The sequence below is a fragment of the Denitratisoma sp. genome, assembly GCA_032027165.1.
GTDB lineage: Bacteria > Pseudomonadota > Gammaproteobacteria > Burkholderiales > Rhodocyclaceae > Desulfobacillus.
Genome location: JAVSMO010000001.1, coordinates 1810451 through 1827352 on the forward strand (window position 1 = coordinate 1810451; position 16902 = coordinate 1827352).

The 16902-nt window shown below is 67.6% G+C and carries 17 protein-coding genes; 10 read left to right on the plus strand and 7 right to left on the minus strand.

Annotated features, from left to right (window positions below; translation table 11 throughout):
- The first annotated feature begins 55 nt into the window (after positions 1-55).
- Both secD and secF read left to right on the plus strand, forming a co-directional pair.
- Positions 56-1918 carry a protein translocase subunit SecD gene (secD, locus tag ROZ00_08940; GenBank protein ID MDT3736336.1) on the plus strand — a complete coding sequence of 621 codons (1863 nt, stop codon included), beginning with the start codon at positions 56-58 and terminating at the stop codon, positions 1916-1918.
- 11 nt (positions 1919-1929) lie between these two features.
- Positions 1930-2859 (plus strand): protein translocase subunit SecF, encoded by a 930-nt coding sequence (gene secF, locus ROZ00_08945; GenBank protein MDT3736337.1) that lies wholly within the window; start codon positions 1930-1932, stop codon positions 2857-2859.
- A 59-nt stretch (positions 2860-2918) separates the two neighbouring features.
- Here the strand turns inward: secF and ROZ00_08950 are convergent, their stop codons facing one another.
- Together ROZ00_08950 and purB are read right to left on the minus strand one after the other, a co-directional pair.
- Positions 2919-3233, minus strand: a complete 315-nt coding sequence (locus ROZ00_08950; protein MDT3736338.1) for a DUF2322 family protein — start codon at positions 3231-3233, stop codon at positions 2919-2921.
- 1 nt (position 3234) lies between these two features.
- A complete protein-coding gene (purB, locus tag ROZ00_08955; GenBank protein MDT3736339.1) occupies positions 3235-4602 on the minus strand; it encodes an adenylosuccinate lyase in 1368 nt (455 codons plus the stop codon).
- 137 nt (positions 4603-4739) lie between these two features.
- On the opposite strand from purB, the gene ROZ00_08960 reads away from it, so the two are divergent.
- Positions 4740-5348 (plus strand): glutathione S-transferase, encoded by a 609-nt coding sequence (locus ROZ00_08960; protein MDT3736340.1) that lies wholly within the window; start codon positions 4740-4742, stop codon positions 5346-5348.
- A gap of 24 nt (positions 5349-5372) precedes the next feature.
- Here the strand turns inward: ROZ00_08960 and mnmA are convergent, their stop codons facing one another.
- Positions 5373-6464, minus strand: coding sequence for a tRNA 2-thiouridine(34) synthase MnmA (gene mnmA, locus ROZ00_08965; protein MDT3736341.1), 1092 nt, complete (start codon positions 6462-6464; stop codon positions 5373-5375).
- Positions 6461-6916, minus strand: a complete 456-nt coding sequence (locus tag ROZ00_08970) for an NUDIX hydrolase (protein MDT3736342.1) — start codon at positions 6914-6916, stop codon at positions 6461-6463. Before ROZ00_08970 ends, mnmA begins: the two co-directional genes overlap by 4 nt.
- A gap of 72 nt (positions 6917-6988) precedes the next feature.
- Here ROZ00_08970 and ROZ00_08975 point away from each other — a divergent pair, with 72 nt between their 5' ends.
- From ROZ00_08975 to ROZ00_09005, 7 genes are read left to right on the plus strand one after another with little or no spacing between them, the layout of a single operon-like run.
- Positions 6989-7912 carry a branched-chain amino acid transaminase gene (locus ROZ00_08975; protein ID MDT3736343.1) on the plus strand — a complete coding sequence of 308 codons (924 nt, stop codon included), beginning with the start codon at positions 6989-6991 and terminating at the stop codon, positions 7910-7912.
- Between the two features lie 8 nt (positions 7913-7920).
- Positions 7921-8121 (plus strand): zinc-finger domain-containing protein, encoded by a 201-nt coding sequence (locus tag ROZ00_08980; GenBank protein ID MDT3736344.1) that lies wholly within the window; start codon positions 7921-7923, stop codon positions 8119-8121.
- A gap of 13 nt (positions 8122-8134) precedes the next feature.
- A complete protein-coding gene (waaF, locus tag ROZ00_08985; protein MDT3736345.1) occupies positions 8135-9145 on the plus strand; it encodes a lipopolysaccharide heptosyltransferase II in 1011 nt (336 codons plus the stop codon).
- On the plus strand, positions 9142-9564 hold the full coding sequence (locus tag ROZ00_08990; GenBank protein MDT3736346.1) for a nuclear transport factor 2 family protein: 423 nt from the start codon (positions 9142-9144) through the stop codon (positions 9562-9564). The genes waaF and ROZ00_08990 overlap by 4 nt, the downstream gene beginning before the upstream one ends.
- Positions 9561-10520 (plus strand): hydrolase, encoded by a 960-nt coding sequence (locus tag ROZ00_08995; protein ID MDT3736347.1) that lies wholly within the window; start codon positions 9561-9563, stop codon positions 10518-10520. Before ROZ00_08990 ends, ROZ00_08995 begins: the two co-directional genes overlap by 4 nt.
- A 34-nt stretch (positions 10521-10554) precedes the next feature.
- Complete coding sequence (locus tag ROZ00_09000) at positions 10555-11931, plus strand: phosphomannomutase/phosphoglucomutase (GenBank protein ID MDT3736348.1); 1377 nt, start codon at positions 10555-10557, stop codon at positions 11929-11931.
- Between the two features lie 42 nt (positions 11932-11973).
- Positions 11974-13218: an EAL domain-containing protein gene (locus tag ROZ00_09005; GenBank protein MDT3736349.1), complete on the plus strand. Its 1245-nt coding sequence runs from the start codon at positions 11974-11976 to the stop codon at positions 13216-13218.
- Here ROZ00_09005 and ROZ00_09010 read toward each other — a convergent pair.
- Genes ROZ00_09010 through alaS form a run of 3 tightly spaced genes read right to left on the minus strand, consistent with a single transcriptional unit; the run spans position 13211 to position 16892 of the window.
- Complete coding sequence (locus ROZ00_09010; GenBank protein MDT3736350.1) at positions 13211-13804, minus strand: DUF4202 domain-containing protein; 594 nt, start codon at positions 13802-13804, stop codon at positions 13211-13213. The two genes, ROZ00_09005 and ROZ00_09010, sit on opposite strands and share 8 nt — an antisense overlap.
- Entirely contained in the window at positions 13801-14280 is a 480-nt protein-coding gene (locus ROZ00_09015) for an NUDIX domain-containing protein (protein MDT3736351.1), read from the minus strand. Before ROZ00_09015 ends, ROZ00_09010 begins: the two co-directional genes overlap by 4 nt.
- Positions 14280-16892: an alanine--tRNA ligase gene (alaS, locus tag ROZ00_09020; GenBank protein ID MDT3736352.1), complete on the minus strand. Its 2613-nt coding sequence runs from the start codon at positions 16890-16892 to the stop codon at positions 14280-14282. The genes ROZ00_09015 and alaS overlap by 1 nt, the downstream gene beginning before the upstream one ends.
- Between the last annotated feature and the right edge of the window lie 10 nt (positions 16893-16902).

The following is a 16902-nucleotide window of genomic DNA, read 5'->3' on the forward strand; positions in this document are numbered from 1 at the left end:
GAGCCGCCCTCGCGCCGACATTCTCCTCACTCCTGACTCCCAACTCCTCACGGACATGAACCGCTATCCGCTCTGGAAATACATCCTCATCGCCGTCGCGCTGACCCTCGGCCTGCTCTACACCCTGCCCAATTTTTACGGCGAGGCGCCGGCAGTGCAGGTCTCGAGCATCAAGACGGCGGTCAAGGTGGACATCAGGCTGCTCGGCCGCGTCGAGGAGACCCTGAAGGCGGCCGGCATCGCCCATGACGGCCTGTTTGCCGACCAGAACAGCGTGCGCGTCCGCTTCGGCGACACCGAAACGCAGCTCAAGGCCAGGGACACCATCGAGCGCGCGCTCAATCCAGACGCCGAGAATGCCTCCTACGTGGTGGCGCTCAACCTGCTGACGCGCTCGCCGGCCTGGCTGACCTCGCTGCACGCCCTGCCCATGTACCTGGGCCTCGACCTGCGCGGCGGCGTGCACTTCCTGCTGCAGGTGGACATGAAGGGCGCGCTCACCAAGCGCCTCGACGCCACTGCCGCCGACCTGCGCTCGCTGATGCGCGACAAGGGCGTGCGCCACGGCGGCATCGCCCGCGAGCGCGACCAGATCGCCATCCGCTTCCGCGACGCCGAGACGCGCAACAAGGCGCGTGCCGTCGTCGAGAACGCCCAGCCCGACCTGCTGCTGACGGAAGTCCAGGACGGCGCCGACTTCAAGCTGACGGCCACCCTCAAGCCGGAGGCGCAGCAGCGCATCCAGGAATTCGCCATCAAGCAGAACATCACCACCCTGCACAACCGCATCAACGAGCTGGGCGTGGCCGAACCGGTGATCCAGCAGCAGGGCGCCGACCGCATCGTCGTGCAGCTGCCCGGCGTGCAGGACACCGCCAAGGCGAAGGACATCCTCGGCCGCACCGCCACCCTGGAAGTGCGCCTGGTGGACGACGAGAACAGCCAGAACCCGGCGGTCATGGAAGAGGCCGCCAGGGGCCAGCCGCCGGTCGGCACGGAATACTACGTCGAGCGCAGCGGCGCGCCGCTGCTGGTGAAGAAGCAGGTCGTCCTCACCGGCGACCGCCTCACCGACGCCCAGCCCGGCTTCGACAACCAGACCCACGAGCCGGCGGTGCACCTCACCCTCGACTCGGCCGGCGCGCGCATCTTCAAGGACGTCACCCGCGACAACGTCGGCAAGCGCATGGCCATCCTGCTCATCGAGAAGGGCAAGGGCGAGGTCATCACGGCGCCGGTGATCCGCAGCGAGATCGGCGGCGGCCGCGTGCAGATCTCCGGCCGCATGAGCACCGTCGAGGCCAACGACGTCGCTCTGCTCTTGCGCGCCGGCAGCCTGGCGGCGCCGATGGAGATCGTCGAGGAACGCACCATCGGCCCGAGCCTGGGTGCCGAGAACATCGAGCGCGGCTTCAAGTCGACGCTCTACGGCTTCATCGCCATCGCCGTCTTCATGGCCATCTACTACCTGATATTCGGCCTCATCTCCGTGGTGGCCCTGTCGACCAACCTGCTGCTGCTGATCGCCCTGCTGTCGATGCTGCAGGCGACGCTGACCCTGCCCGGCATCGCCGCCATCGCCCTGACCCTGGGCATGGCCATCGACGCCAACGTGCTGATCAACGAGCGCATCCGCGAGGAACTGCGCAACGGCGTCACGCCGCAGGCGGCCATCGCCGCCGGTTACGAACGCGCCTTCGGCACGATTCTCGACTCCAACGTCACCTCGCTGATCGCCGGACTGGCGCTGCTGATCTTCGGCTCCGGCCCGGTGCGCGGCTTCGCCGTGGTGCATTGCCTCGGCATCCTGACCTCGATGTTCAGCTCGGTCGTCGTCTCGCGCGGCATCGTCAACCTGGTCTACGGCAGCCGGCGCAAGCTGGCCGCCCTGTCGATCGGCAACGTCGCCTGGAAATAGGGGAAAACGCCATGGAATTCTTCAAGATCCGCAAAGACATCCCCTTCATGCGCCATGCGCTGGTGTTCAACGTCATCTCGCTGATCACCTTCATCGCGGCAGTGTTCTTCCTCGCCACCCGGGGCCTGCATTTCAGCGTCGAGTTCACCGGCGGCACCCTGATCGAGGTGAGCTACCCGCAGGCCGCCGATACGCAGAAGATCCGCGAAGCATTGGCCAAGGCCGGCTACACCGATACCCAGGTCGCCAATTTCGGCAGCAGCCGCGACGTCCTGATCCGCATGCCGCTCAGGCCCGGCCAGGACTCGGCCGCGCTGGGCAGCAGCATCATGGGCACGCTGCAGCAGGACGTGGCCGGCGCAGAGCTCAAGCGCGTCGAATTCGTCGGGCCGCAGGTCGGCCGGGAGCTCGCCGAGAACGGCGCCATCGCCCTGCTGCTGGTGGTATTCGGCATCATCGTCTACCTGGCGCTGCGCTTCGAGTGGCGCTTCGCCGTCTCGGCGATCATCGCCAACCTGCACGACGTGGTGATCATCCTCGGCTTCTTCGCCTTCTTCCAGTGGGAGTTCTCCCTGCCGGTGCTGGCCGCCGTGCTGGCGGTGCTGGGCTATTCGGTGAACGAGTCGGTGGTGGTCTTCGACCGCGTGCGCGAGAACTTCCGCAAGATGCGCAAGGCGAGCGTGCCGCAGGTGATCGACAACGCCATCACCAGCACCATCAGCCGCACCATCATCACCCACGGCAGCACGCAGCTCGCCGTGCTGTCGATGCTGATCTTCGGCGGCGAGGTGCTGCACTACTTCGCCCTGGCGCTGACCATCGGCATCCTGTTCGGCATCTACTCCTCGGTGCTGGTGGCGAGCCCCCTGGTGATGTGGCTCGGCGTCTCGCGCGAACAGTTCGTCAAGCCGCAGAAGCCGAAAGAGGAAGCCGTCGTCTGAAAAGTCAGTTCGCGTGACACGGCGAAGGCCCGCCCCGGCGGGCCTTTTTCATGGCCGGTTCAGGCGAAAAAGACGTGCTTGACGCGCAGGGTGCGGCCGCCTTCGGCGAGGGCCAGCAATCGGTCGATGTTGGGATGCTTGCCGGGGTTGGCGCGGGCGTCCTCGGTGTGCTCGGCATAGAGCTCGAGGCCGGCGCGCGCCGCCTCCGGGGTGATGGCGCCGTAGGTCTGGGACAGGTGGTTGTAGAGGGCCAGCGAGCCGACCTGGCCGGGCTTGTGCTCGATGACGGCGACTTCTTCCTCGCCGTCGAGCAGGCGGATCGCCTCGAGGTGGGCGACGCCCGGCATCTTCTTCAGGTTGTCTGCGAAAGCCATGTCAGATCCTTTTCGCCAGCTCCGCCGCCTTGCCGACGTAGCTCCACGGCGTCATGGCGAGCAGGCGCTGCTTCTCGGCCTCGGGAATCTTCAATCCCTGTATGAAGGCGTGCAGCCCCTCGCGCGTGATGCCCTTGCCGCGCGTCAGCTCCTTCAGCTGCTCGTAGGGGTTTTCCACGCCGTAGCGGCGCATCACCGTCTGCACCGGCTCGGCCAGCACCTCCCAGCAGTCGGCCAGGTCGGCGCGCAGGCGCGCCGGATCGGCCTCCAGCTTGCCGAGGCCCTTCAGGCAGGAATCATAGGCCAGCAGCGCATAGCCGAAGGCCACGCCCATGTTGCGCAGCACGGTGGAGTCGGTCAGGTCCCGCTGCATGCGCGAGACGGGCAGCTTGTCGGCGAGGTGGCGCAGGGTGGCGTTGGCGAGCCCGAGGTTGCCTTCCGAGTTCTCGAAGTCGATCGGGTTTACCTTGTGCGGCATGGTGGATGAGCCGATCTCGCCGGCTTTCAGCTTCTGCCTGAAGTAGCCCAGCGAGATGTACATCCAGACGTCGCGGTTCAGGTCGAGCAGGATGGTGTTGGCGCGGGCGACGGCGTCGAACAGCTCGGCCATGGCGTCGTGCGGCTCGATCTGGATGGTGTAGGGATTGAACTCCAGGCCGAAGGACTCGATGAAGCGGCGCGCAAAGCCCTCCCAGTCGAAATTCGGGTAGGCCGCCAGGTGGGCGTTGTAGTTGCCGACGGCGCCGTTGAACTTGGCGGTGAGCGACACCGCGGCGATGCGCGCGCGGGCGCGCTTCAGGCGCGCGGCGACGTTGGCCATCTCCTTGCCGAGCGTCGTCGGGCTGGCCGGCTGGCCGTGGGTGCGCGAGAGCATCGGCTGCTCGGCATGCTGGTGCGCCAGCTCGACGAGGCGGGCGACGACGGCGTCCAGCGCCGGCAGCAGGTTGGCCTCGCGCGCATCCTTCAGCATGAGAGCGTGCGAGAGGTTGTTGATGTCCTCGGAGGTGCAGCCGAAATGGATGAATTCCGCCACCGCCATCACCTCGGCGTTGTCGGACAGGCGCTCCTTGAGCCAGTACTCCATGGCCTTGACGTCGTGGTTGGTGCGCGCCTCGATGGCCTTGATGGCCTCGCCGTCGGCGGCGGAGAACGACGAGACCACCTCGTCGAGCTCGGCCTGCGTGTCGGCGGAAAACGCCGGGATCTCGGCGAAATGCGGCTCGGCGGCCAGGGCCTTGAGCCAGGCCACCTCGACCCGCACGCGGTTGCGGATCAGGCCGAATTCCGAAAAATGCGCGCGCAGCGCCTCGACCTTGCCGCCATAGCGGCCGTCGAGCGGGGAGAGGGCTGTCAACGGAGTCAGGGTCATGTGCGTAAACCTGTTTGATATCAGGCGAATTTTATCATGCGCGGGATAATGCCTGAGACGCAGTCGTGACGCGCATCACGGCTGCGGCGCACCACTGCGATGTTATAATTTCGGCAGATTCAAACAGCAACTCGACAATGAAACTGATCGGTTCCCTGACCAGCCCCTACGTGCGCAAGGCGCGCATCGTCCTCGCAGAGAAGAAGATCGAGTACGAGTTCGTCCTCGACAATCCCTGGAATGCCGACACCGGCGTGACCAGGCTCAACCCGCTGGGCAAGGTTCCCGTGCTCGTGCTCGACGACGACAGCACGCTGTTCGACTCGCGCGTCATCGTCGAGTACCTCGATGGCGTCTCCCCGAACAACCGCCTGTTGCCCGCCGCCGGCCGCGAGCGCATCCGCATCAAGCGCTGGGAGGCACTGGCCGACGGCGTGCTGGATGCTGCCGTGGCAGCCTTCCTCGAGGCCAAGCGGCCGAAGAAGGAGCAGAGCGCCAGCTGGGTCGCGCGCCAGCGCGAGAAGATCGACCGCTCGCTGGAAATGATGTCCGAGGAACTCGGCGAGCAGCCCTGGTGCAACGGCAACGCCTTCTCGCTGGCCGACGTCGCCGTCGGCGCGGCATTGGGCTATCTGGATTTTCGCCTGGCCGACATCAAGTGGCGCGAGCAGCACGCCAATCTGGCGCGCCTGTTCGACGAACTGATGCAGCGGCCGTCCTTCGCAGAAACCGTCCCACAGGGATAAAAGTCAGTCCCTGCAGGGCGGCGATCACTCGATGATGCCGCCGCCCAGACACACCTTCGAATCGTAGAGCACCACGCTCTGGCCGGGCGTCACCGCCCATTGCGGCTGGGCGAAGATCACCTCGCATCTCTCGGCGTTTACGTTTTCCACTTCGCACGGCGCATCCGGCTGGCGATAGCGCGTCTTCGCCGTGTAGACCCAGTGCGTGTGCGGCAGTTTGCCGTTCACCCAGGACAGGTCGATGGCCTTCAGCCGATCCGCCAGCAGCGCCGGATGGTCGTGGCCCTGCACGACGTAGAGGATGTTCTTCTCCAGATCCTTGCCGGCGACGTACCAGGCGTCGGCATCGCCGTCCTTTTGCCCGCCGATGCCCAATCCCTTGCGTTGCCCCAGCGTGTGGTACATCAGGCCGTGGTGTTCGCCGACCCGCTTGTCGCCGTCGAGGGTGCGGATCTCGCCGGGCCGGCGCGGAATATAGCGCTCCAAAAACTCCTTGAACGGCCGCTCGCCGATGAAGCAGATGCCGGTCGAGTCCTTCTTGGCGAAGTTCGGCAATCCGGCCGCTTGCGCCATGCTGCGCACCTCGCGCTTGTAGATCTCCCCGAGCGGGAACAGCGTCTTCGACAGCTGCGCCTGGTTGAGGCGGTAGAGGAAGTAGCTCTGGTCCTTGGTGCCGTCCTCGGCCTTGAGCAACTGGAACTCGCTGCCCATCTCGGTCTGCACCTCGCGCACCTGCGCATAATGGCCGGTAGCGATCTTCTCGGCACCCAGCGACATCGCGTGATCGAGGAAGGCCCTGAACTTGATCTCGGCGTTGCACAGCACGTCGGGGTTGGGCGTGCGCCCAGCCTGGTACTCGCGCAGGAACTCGCTGAAGACGCGCTCCTTGTACTCGGCGGAGAAGTTCACCACCTCCAGTTCGATGCCGAGGATGTCGCACACCGCGGCGACGTCGATGAGGTCCTGGCGCGAGGAGCAGTATTCCTCGTCGTCGTCGTCCTCCCAGTTCTTCATGAAGAGGCCGACGACCTTCCAGCCCTGCTGCTTCAAGAGCATCGCCGCGACGGAGGAATCCACCCCGCCCGACATGCCGACGACCACGGTTTTCTGTGTCATGTTTCGTAGTGCGTTATCAAATCGAGGCTGAAGCGGCGGCCGGCGAGGTAGTCGCGGACGCACTGCATCACCAGCGGGCTGCGGTGGCGGGCGTGCTCCATGGCGATCTCCTCCGGCGTCAGCCAAAGGGCGCGCAGGATGCCGTGGTCGAGCGCCCGCTCCGCCTCGACGCCGAGCAGCCGCCCGCCGAAGGCGAAGCGCAGGTAGGTCGCCTTGCCGTCCGGCCGGCGCCACTGGTAGATGCCGACCAGGTATTCCGGCAGGAAGCGGTGCGCCGTCTCCTCGAGCGCCTCGCGTGCCGCCGCATCGACGAGCGACTCGCCCTCGTCGAGGTGACCGGCCGGCTGGTTGAAGCGAATGCCGTCGTCGGTCTCCTCCTCGACGAGCAGGAAACGGCCGTCGCGCTCGACGACGGCGGCGACGGTGACGTTGGGTTTCCAGATGCGGTCCATGCGCCGATTTTACCGCGCCCCCCGGCTGAGATAAAATTCGTTTTTATCCTTCCAAGAAAGCTGGAGAACATCATGTCCATGGCCGACCGCGACGGCTTCATCTGGTACGACGGCAAGCTCGTGCCCTGGCGCGAAGCGACGACGCACGTGCTGACCCACTCCCTGCACTACGGCCTCGCCGTATTCGAGGGCCTGCGCGCCTACAAGACCGTCGACGGCACCGCCATCTTCCGCCTCAAGGAGCACACCGACCGGCTGTTCAATTCGGCGCACATCTACATGATGAAGATGCCGTACGACAAGGAGACCCTGATGGAGGCGCACAGGGAAGTGGTGCGCGCCAACAAGCTGGAGTCCTGCTACCTGCGGCCGATCGCCTTCTACGGCTCGGAGAAGATGGGCGTCTCGCCCAAGGGCGCCAAGGTGCATGTTTCCATCGCCGCCTGGCCCTGGGGCGCCTACCTCGGCGAGGACGGCCTCGCCAACGGCATCCGCGTCAAGACCTCCTCGTACGCGCGCCACCACGTGAACGTCTCGATGTGCCGCGCCAAGTATTCCGGCACCTACGCCAACTCGATCCTCGCCAACATGGAGGCCACCGAGCACGGCTACGACGAGGCGCTGCTGCTCGACGTCGACGGCTTCGTCGCCGAGGGCGCCGGAGAGAACCTGTTCGTCGTCAAGGACGGCCAGATCTACGAGCCGGAGATCGCCTCGGCCCTGGTCGGCATCACGCGCGCCACCATCATCCAGCTGGCCAAGGAGCTCGGCTACGAGGTGAAGGCGAAGCGCCTCACCCGTGACGACCTTTACATCGCCGACGAGGCCTTCTTCACCGGCACCGCCGCCGAGGTGACGCCGATCCGCGAGGTCGACAGCCGGCAGATCGGCAGCGGCAAGCGCGGCCCGATCACGCACCAGATCCAGAACCTGTTCTTCGACGTGGTGAACGGCCGCTCGCCCTTCCACAAGAGCTGGCTGACCCCGGTCGAATAGGAGCCGTCATGTCCGAAGTGAAAGACACCGCCCGCGTCATCGCCGTCACCGCGCACGACCTCCCGCTGCACTGCCCGCAGCCGGACGCGCCGCTGTGGGCGCGCCATCCGCGCGTCTTCCTCGATCCGCTGAAAACCGGCGAGGCGGTTTGCCCCTACTGCGGCACGCGCTACACCTTCACGGGCGAAGCGCCGAAGGGACACCATTGATTCCCTCCGCGTGATGCGGAAAGCCCTCGTCGTCGCCCCCTCCTGGATCGGCGACACCATCCTCGCGCAGCCGCTCCTCAAGCGGCTGCACGACAATCACCCCGGCCTCGCCCTCGACGCCTTTGCGCCGGCCTGGGCGGCGCCGGTGCTCTCGCGCATGCGCGAGATTCGCCGCGTGATTCCCAACCCCTTTGCCCACGGCGAATTCAACCTCGCCGGCCGCTGGCGCGCGGGGCGCGAACTCGCGCGCGAGGGCTACGACGCGGCAATCGTCTTGCCGAATTCCTGGAAGTCCGCCCTGCTGCCCTGCTTCGCCGGCATTCCGCAGCGCATCGGCTTCAGGGGCGAAGCGCGCCACCTGCTGCTCAACCGCATCCACCGGCTCGACGAGACGGCCCTGCCGCAGCTGGCCCAGCGCTACGCACTGCTGGCGGAGGACGTCGGCACTGCGATGCCCGCGCCGCTCGCCGCACCGCATCTCGAGGTCGACGCCGAGTCCGTCCGCGCCACCCTGACGGCGCTCGGGCTGTCCGCTGCGCCGGCCCCGGTCGCCTTCTGCCCCGGCGCCGAGTACGGGCCGGCCAAGCGCTGGCCGGCGCGCCATTTCGCCGAACTGGCGCGCCGTCTCGCGGCGACTGACTTTCCCGTCTGGATCGTCGGCTCGGCGAAGGACGCGCCCATCGGCGCGGAGATCGAACAGTTGTCCGGCGGCGCCGCGCGCAACCTGTGCGGACGCACCGACCTCGGCCAGGCCATCGACCTGCTCTCCTGCGCGCGGCTGGTGGTGAGCAACGACTCCGGCCTGATGCACGTCGCCGCCGCGCTCGACCGCCCGCTGGTGGCGCTCTACGGCTCGTCCAGCACGACCTACACGCCGCCGCTGTCGAAGCAGGCGAGGCTGCTCAGCCTCGGCCTGGAATGCAGCCCCTGTTTCAAGCGGGAATGCCCGCTCGGGCATTTCAAATGCCTGAACGATCTCGCGCCGGAAAGAGTGTTCGGAGAAATCAAGGAGATGTTGTCATGACCATGCGTTTCTTCGCCACGCCGCAGGACGCCGAAGCGGCCTTCTACGACGCGCTGGAGCGCGCCGACCTCGACGCCATGATGGCCATCTGGGCAGAGGACGAGGAGGTGCTGTGCACCCACCCCAACGGCGAGCGCATCGCCGGCTTCGCCGCCGTGCGCGAAAGCTGGCGGCAGATCTTCGCCAGCGGCCAGCGCGCCAGCGTGCGCCTGTCCGACGCGGTGCACCGCCAAGGCATCCTGCTCGCCCTGCACAGCACGCACGAGCACTACTCGGTGCCGGGCGAGGAAGTGCCGCGCCCGCCCGTCATCGCCAGCAACGTCTATGTGCGCGGCGCCCAGGGCTGGCACCTGCTGTCGCGCCATGCCTCCTGCGCGCCGGCGCCGCTGGCCGCCGACATCTCCGCCACGCTGCATTGACCCCTTACGCCGCCCCCTCCTGGCTGCCCGGTGGTCACGCCCAGACCATCTGGCCGATCCTGCGCAAGGACGCGCCACCGCCCTACCGGCGCGAGCGCTGGGAGACGCCGGACGGCGACTTCATCGACGTCGACTGGCTGGACGCGACGCAGGCGGCAGACGCCCCGCTGGCGGTGCTCTTCCACGGCCTCGAGGGCAGTTCGGCCAGCCACTACGCCGGCGCCCTGATGCGCGCGCTGGCGCAGCGCGGCTGGTGCGGCGCAGTGCCGCACTTCCGCGGCTGCTCGGGCGAGCCGAACCGCCTGCCGCGCGCCTACCACTCGGGCGACTCGGCCGAGATCGACTGGGTGCTGCGGCGCATGCGCACCCTGTTCCCCCGGCGGACGCTCTTCGCCGCCGGCGTCTCGCTCGGCGGCAATGCCCTGCTGAAATGGGCCGGCGAACAGGAAGGCGACGCGCGCGACGTGGTGCAGGCCGTCGCCGGCGTCTGCGCGCCGCTCGATCTCACCGCCGCCGGGCAGGCGCTGCAGCAGGGCTTCAGCCTGGTCTACGCCCGCCACTTCCTGGCGACGCTGAAAGTGACTGCCGATGCCAAGCTGGCGCGCTTCCCCGGCCTCTTCGACGGGGCGCGCATGCGCGCCGCCCGCAACCTCTACGAGTTCGATGACGCCGTCACCGCGCCCGTGCATGGCTTCAAGGGTGCCGGCGACTACTGGCGCCGCGCCAGCAGCAAGCCCTGGCTGCCGGGGGTGCGCCTGCCCGCGCTGGTGCTGAATGCACTGAACGACCCCTTCCTGCCGCGGCGGGCCCTGCCCGGCGCACGGGAAGTCGCGGCTTCGGTCACGCTCGACTACCCGGACGGCGGCGGCCATGCCGGCTTTGTCTCGGGCACGTTTCCCGGCCATCTCGACTGGCTGCCGCAGCGGCTGCTGGCCTTCTTCGAGCAGGCCGCATGATGGGATAATGGGCGCAACCAAGCGAGGTATCGACATGCAGATTCCAGCCCCCGAGATTTTCAAGGCCTACGACATCCGCGGCATCGTCGGCAAGACACTGACGCGCGACGCCGTGTATTCGATCGGCCGCGCCATCGGCTCCGAGGCGCGCGACAGGAAGGTGAAGACCGTCGTCGTCGGCCGCGACGGCCGGCTGTCCGGGCCGGAGTTGTCGCAGGCCCTGATGGAAGGCATCTGCGCCAGCGGCGTCGACGTCGCCGACATCGGCATGGTGCCGACGCCGCTCGGCTACTTCGCCGCCCACCACCTGAAGACCGGCAGCGCGGTGATGGTCACCGGCAGCCACAACCCGCCCGACTACAACGGCTTCAAGATCATGCTGGCCGGCGACACCCTGCACAGCACGGCCATCACGGCGCTGCGCACGCGCCTGGTCGAGGGCCGCCTCGCCGCAGGCAGCGGCAGGATCACCCGGGTGGATGTGCGCCAGGACTACCTCGACCGCATCGTCTCCGACGTCAAGCTGTCGCGGAAGATGAAAATTGTCGTGGACTGCGGCAACGGGGTCGCCGGCGCCGTCGCGCCCGAGCTGTTCCGCCGCATGGGCTGCGAGCTGGTCGAGCTGTTCTGCCAGGTGGACGGCACCTTCCCCAACCACCACCCCGACCCGTCCAAGCCGGACAACCTCAAGGACGTCATCCGCGCCCTGCAGGAAACCGATGCCGAACTGGGCATCGCCTTCGACGGCGACGGCGACCGCCTCGGCGTGGTGACCAAGGACGGCGAGATCATCTACCCGGACCGCCAGCTGATGCTCTTCGCCGCCGACGTGCTGGCGCGCAATCCCGGCGCGCAAATCATTTACGACGTGAAATGCTCGCGCAACCTGGCCCGCTCCATCCGCCACCAGGGCGGCAGGCCGCTGATGTGGATGACCGGCCATGCGCTGATCAAGGCCAAGCTGAAGGAGACCGGCGCCCCGCTCGCCGGCGAGATGAGCGGCCACACCTTCTTCAAGGAGCGCTGGTACGGTTTCGACGACGGCCTCTACGCCGGCGCCCGCCTGCTGGAGATCGTCTCGCGCTGGCAGGACGCCAACTGGCCGCTCAAGCACCTGCCCAACGCGGTGAGCACCCCTGAGCTCAATCTGAAGATGCAGGAAGGCGAGCCGCACGCCCTCATCGCCGAGCTGCAGAAGACGGCGCGCTTCGAAGGGGCGCAGGAGATCATCACCCTCGACGGCTTGCGCGCGGAATACGCCGACGGCTTCGGCCTGATGCGCGCCTCCAACACCACGCCGGTGCTGGTGCTGCGCTTCGAGGCCGACGATGCGGCCGCCCTGGCGCGCATCCAGGCCGACTTCCGCCGCGTCCTGCGCCGGGCGCGGCCCGACCTGCTGCAGTCCTTCTGACGGGCGCTCAAGATTCCCGGCGGCGGGCCGTAAACCGAGCTTATGCCGGAGCCCGCCCAGGATATCTTCATCGGCCGCCAGCCGATCCTCGACCGCTACCAGCGGCTCTACGCCTACGAGCTGCTGTTCCGCCGCGGCACGCAGAACAGCGCCGAGGTCACCGACGACCTGGCCGCCACGGCCACGGTTCTCAGCCACGTCTTTTCCGAACTCGGGCTGGAGGCGGCGCTCGGCCCCTACCTGGGCTTCGTCAACCTCGACGCGCGCATGCTGGCGAGCGACGCCATCGAGCTGCTGCCCAAGGAAAAATTCGTGCTCGAGGTGCTGGAGACCGTCGAGCTCACGCCGGCGGTGGTCGCCCGCTGCCGCGAGCTGAAGGACAGGGGCTACGCCCTGGCGCTGGACGACTTCGTCGCCTTCGAGGAAAAGCACGCGCCGATTCTCGAGCTGGCCGACATCGTCAAGGTGGACCTGATGGGGATGGACGCCGCCACCCTGGAAAGGACCGTCAAGGCGCTGCGCCCCTGGAAGGTCAAGCTGCTGGCCGAGAAGGTGGACGACGAGGCACAGGTCAAAACCTGCCTCGACCTCGGCTTCGAGCTGTTCCAGGGCTACTACTTCGCCAAGCCGGCGATCATCGCCGGCAAGAAGCTGACGCATTCCGAGCTGACGCTGATGCGGCTGCTCGGCCTGATCCTCGACGATGCCGAAACGCCCCTGATCGAGGACGTCTTCAAGCAGGCGCCGGGGCTGACGCTGAACCTGATGCGCCTGACCAACTCGGCGGCCTCGGGCCTGCGCCAGAAAGTGACTTCGCTGCGCCACGCCATCACCGTATTGGGGCGTCGCCAGCTGCAGCGCTGGCTGCAACTGCTGCTCTACACCAATCCCTCCGGGGGCGGGGCCAATCCCCTGCTGCAGGTAGCCGCCACGCGCGGACGCTTCATGGAGCTGCTGGCCGGCGACCTGATGGGCGCCAGCCCCGATTTCGAGGATCGCGCCTTCATGACCGGCATCATGTCGCTCATGCCGGCCCTGCTGCACGTCCCGATCGACGAGGTGATCGCCAGCCTGCACGTCGCGCCGGACGTGCGCGAGGCCCTGGAGAGCCGCTCGGACATACTCGGGAAAATGCTCCTGCTGGCGGAGAAGCAGGAGGAAAGCGACATGGCGTCCTGCTTCGCCCTCACCGCGGAACTGCCCGGCCTGGACAACGAGCGCGTCAACGCCCTCCTCACTCAGGCGCTCGCCTGGGCCAACAGCATCGGCAGCGAATCGGCTAGCTGACCGCCTTGAGGATCAGCGGGGTCAGCGCCTCGGGGAGGCTGACTTTTCCGGCGAGGACGAAGGCGCGCGCCTCCGCCGACATCTTCTGCCAGGTCTTGCGGATGATCTCGATCCACTTCGCCTCGTCGTAGTCGGGGTGCTGCGCGGCGAAGCCGGCGAGGTAGTGCTCGAGGAACACCAGGTCGGTGACGTCCTCGAGCAGCTGCGTCTCGGCGTTCACCTTGAGGCCCTTCTTGCCGACGGCGGCCTGGACGCGCTCGATCGTCTCGGCGTCGTAGCCGGTTTCCCGCAGGATGCGGCCGGCGGTCTCGGCGTGGAACCTGTAGAGGCCGGTTCGCCATTGCAGGTAGCCCTGGCGATCCATCGGATAGCTCGCGCGCGGCGTCTTCCAGCGCTGGATGTGCTGGGCGCGCACGGCGAGCCGCACCGACTCGGGAGCATCGGGCGAGAAGCGTTCCAGCATGGCGCTCATGCGCTGCGCGTAGAGCAATTCCTTGGGCTGGCCTTCGTCGCGGTTCGGGTCCTCGGCGTTGGCAGCGTCGAAGGCCGCGATGGCGGCGTCGAAGCGTTTTGGGTCTGCGATCATGAAATTCTCCTTGCCAGCCAGTCGCGGATCGCCAGGCCCGTGCCGAAATCCCAGGGGCGCAGTTTCTCCGGCGGGATGAGGCGGAACTCGGCGAGTTCCTCGTTCAATACGATCTCGCCCGCCGCGACGACATGGTAGGCGAGGATGAGCTCGTTCTTGCGCTGGAAGGGGTAGACACCGATCAGGTTCGTGGAAAGCGTGGCCAGGCCCAACTCTTCCTGCACCTCGCGCGCCACGCCCTCCTCCGGCGTCTCGTCGCGCTCCATGAAGCCGGTGACGAGGCCGAACATCTTCTCCGGCCAGGCGTGGTTGCGCGCCAGCACGATCAGTCCGTCGCGCTCGACCAGGCCGGCCAGCACCGGCAGCGGGTTGTCCCAGAAGACGTAGCCGCAGGACGCATCCGGGCAAGACAGCCGCGCGCGCCCTGCGATCTCGCGCCCGTCGAGCGGGGAGGCGCAGCGCGGGCAGAAGCGCATCAGAGCTTGGCTTCGACCCAGGCCCGCACGGAGGCGAGCGCCTTGCCGAGGTGCTCCGGCTGCGTGCCGCCGGCCTGGGCCATGTCGGGGCGGCCGCCGCCCTTGCCGCCGACCTGCTGGGCGACGAAGTTCACCAACTCGCCGGCCTTCACCTTGCCGGTGAGGTCGCTGCTGACGCCGGCGATGAGCGCGGCCTTGCCGTCGGCGGCGGCGCCGAGCACGACGACGCAGGATTTCAGCTTGTCCTTGAGCTTGTCCAGCGTCTCGCGCAGCGCCTTGGCGTCGGCGCCTTCCAGCACGGCGGCGAGCACCCTGGCGCCCTTCACCTCGGCGGCCTGGCCGGCGAGATCGTCGCCCTGGCTGGCCGCCGCTTTCGATTTCAGACGCGCCAGTTCCTTCTCCAGCGCCTTGACGTGGTCGAGCACCTGGCCGACGCGGGCGGCGATCTCCTGCGGCTGCGCCTTGACGGCGGCAGCCACCTCGGCGAGTTCGCGCTCCTGCTGCTGCACGACTTCCAGCGCATTCTCGCCGGTGACGGCCTCGACGCGGCGGATGCCCGAGGCGACGCCGCCCTCGGCGACGATCTTGAAGAAGCCGATGTCACCGGTGCGCGAGACGTGGGTGCCGCCGCACAGCTCGCGCGAGCTGCCGATGTCCAGCACGCGCACGCTGTCGCCGTACTTCTCGCCGAACAGCGCCATGGCGCCGGACTTCACGGCGTCGTCGAAGGCCATGACGCGGGCGCACGCCTCGGCGTTGGCGAGGATCTCGCGGTTGACGATCTGTTCGACGCGGCGGATCTCGTCGTCGGTCATCGGCGCATGGTGGGCGAAGTCGAAGCGCGTGCGGGCGGGATTCACCAGCGAGCCCTTCTGCTGGACATGCGTGCCGAGCACCTCGCGCAGGGCCTTGTGCATGAGGTGGGTGGCGGAATGGTTGCGCACTGTGGCGGCGCGCGAGGCCATGTCGACCTTGGCCTGCACGGTGTTGCCGACGGTGAGCTTGCCCAGCTTCACCGTGCCCTGGTGGCCGAAGACGTCGGCCTGGATCTTCTGCGTGTCGTCGACTTCGAAGGCGCCGTGGGCGGATTCGAGCAGCCCGCGGTCGCCGACCTGGCCGCCGGATTCGGCGTAGAACGGCGTGTGGTCGAGCACCACCACGCCGGCGTCGCCCGAAGTCAGTTCGTTCACCTCGGCGCCGTCCTTGTAGAGGGCGACGATGGCGCCTTCATGCACCAGCGTGTCGTAGCCGTGGAAGGCGGTGGCCACGCCCGAGTACTCCAGCGCGCCCTTCATGACGAACTTCGAGGCGGCGCGCGCCTGCTCGCGCTGGCGCTCCATGGCGGCGTCGAAGCCGGCCTGGTCGAGCGTGAAGCCGCGCTCGCGGCACATGTCCGCGGTGAGGTCGAGCGGGAAGCCGAAGGTGTCGTAAAGCTTGAAAGCGGTCTCGCCGTCGAGGCGCTTCGAGGGCGAGGCCAGCGCCGCCTCGAGCAGGGCCATGCCGTGCTCAAGCGTCTCGGCGAAGCGCTCCTCCTCGGCCTTCAACACCTCGGCGACGCGTTCGGCCGCCGCCGGCAGCTCCGGATAGGCCTTGCCCATGGCGTGCGACAGGTCCGCCACCAGGCGATGGAAGAAGGGCTGCTTCTGGCCGAGCTTGTAGCCGTGGCGGATGGCGCGGCGGATGATGCGGCGGAGCACGTAGCCGCGGCCGTCCGAGCCGGGAATCACGCCGTCGACGACGAGGAAGGAACAGGCGCGGATGTGGTCGGCGATGACGCGCAGGCTCGGGTTGACCAGATCCTTCGCCCCCGTCTCGCGGGCGGCGGCGCGGATCAGGTCCTGGAACAGGTCGATCTCGTAGTTGGAATGCACATGCTGCAGCACGGCGGCCAGGCGCTCGAGGCCCATGCCGGTGTCGACGCTGGGCTTGGGCAGCGGATGCAGCACGCCCTGCTCGTCGCGGTTGAACTGCATGAAGACCAGGTTCCATATCTCGATGTAGCGGTCGCCGTCGGCGTCCGGCGAGCCGGGCGGGCCGCCCTCGATGCCGGCGCCGTGGTCGTAGAAGATCTCGCTGCAGGGGCCGCAGGGGCCGGTGTCGGCCATCTGCCAGAAGTTGTCCGAGGTGAACTTCGGCGCGCCCGGCTTGTCGCCGATGCGCACGCAGCGGTCGGCCGGCACGCCGATCTCGCGCGTCCAGATCTCGTAGGCCTCGTCGTCCTCGTGGTAGACCGTGGTCCACAGCTTCTCCTTGGGGATGCCGTACACCTCCGTGATCAGTTCCCAGGCGTAGCGGATGGCGTCGCGCTTGAAGTAGTCGCCGAAGCTGAAATTGCCGAGCATCTCGAAGAAGGTGTGGTGGCGCGCCGTGTAGCCGACGTTCTCCAGGTCGTTGTGCTTGCCGCCGGCGCGGACACAACGCTGCGAGGTGGTGGCGCGCGCGTAGGGCCGCTTGTCGTGGCCGAGGAAGACGTCCTTGAACTGCACCATGCCGGCGTTGGTGAACAGCAGCGTCGGGTCGTTGCCGGGCACCAGCGGGCTGGAAGCGACGATGGCATGCCCCTTCGAGGCGAAGTAGTCGAGGAATTTCTGGCGGATTTCAGCGCTTTTCATGGCAGTCGGT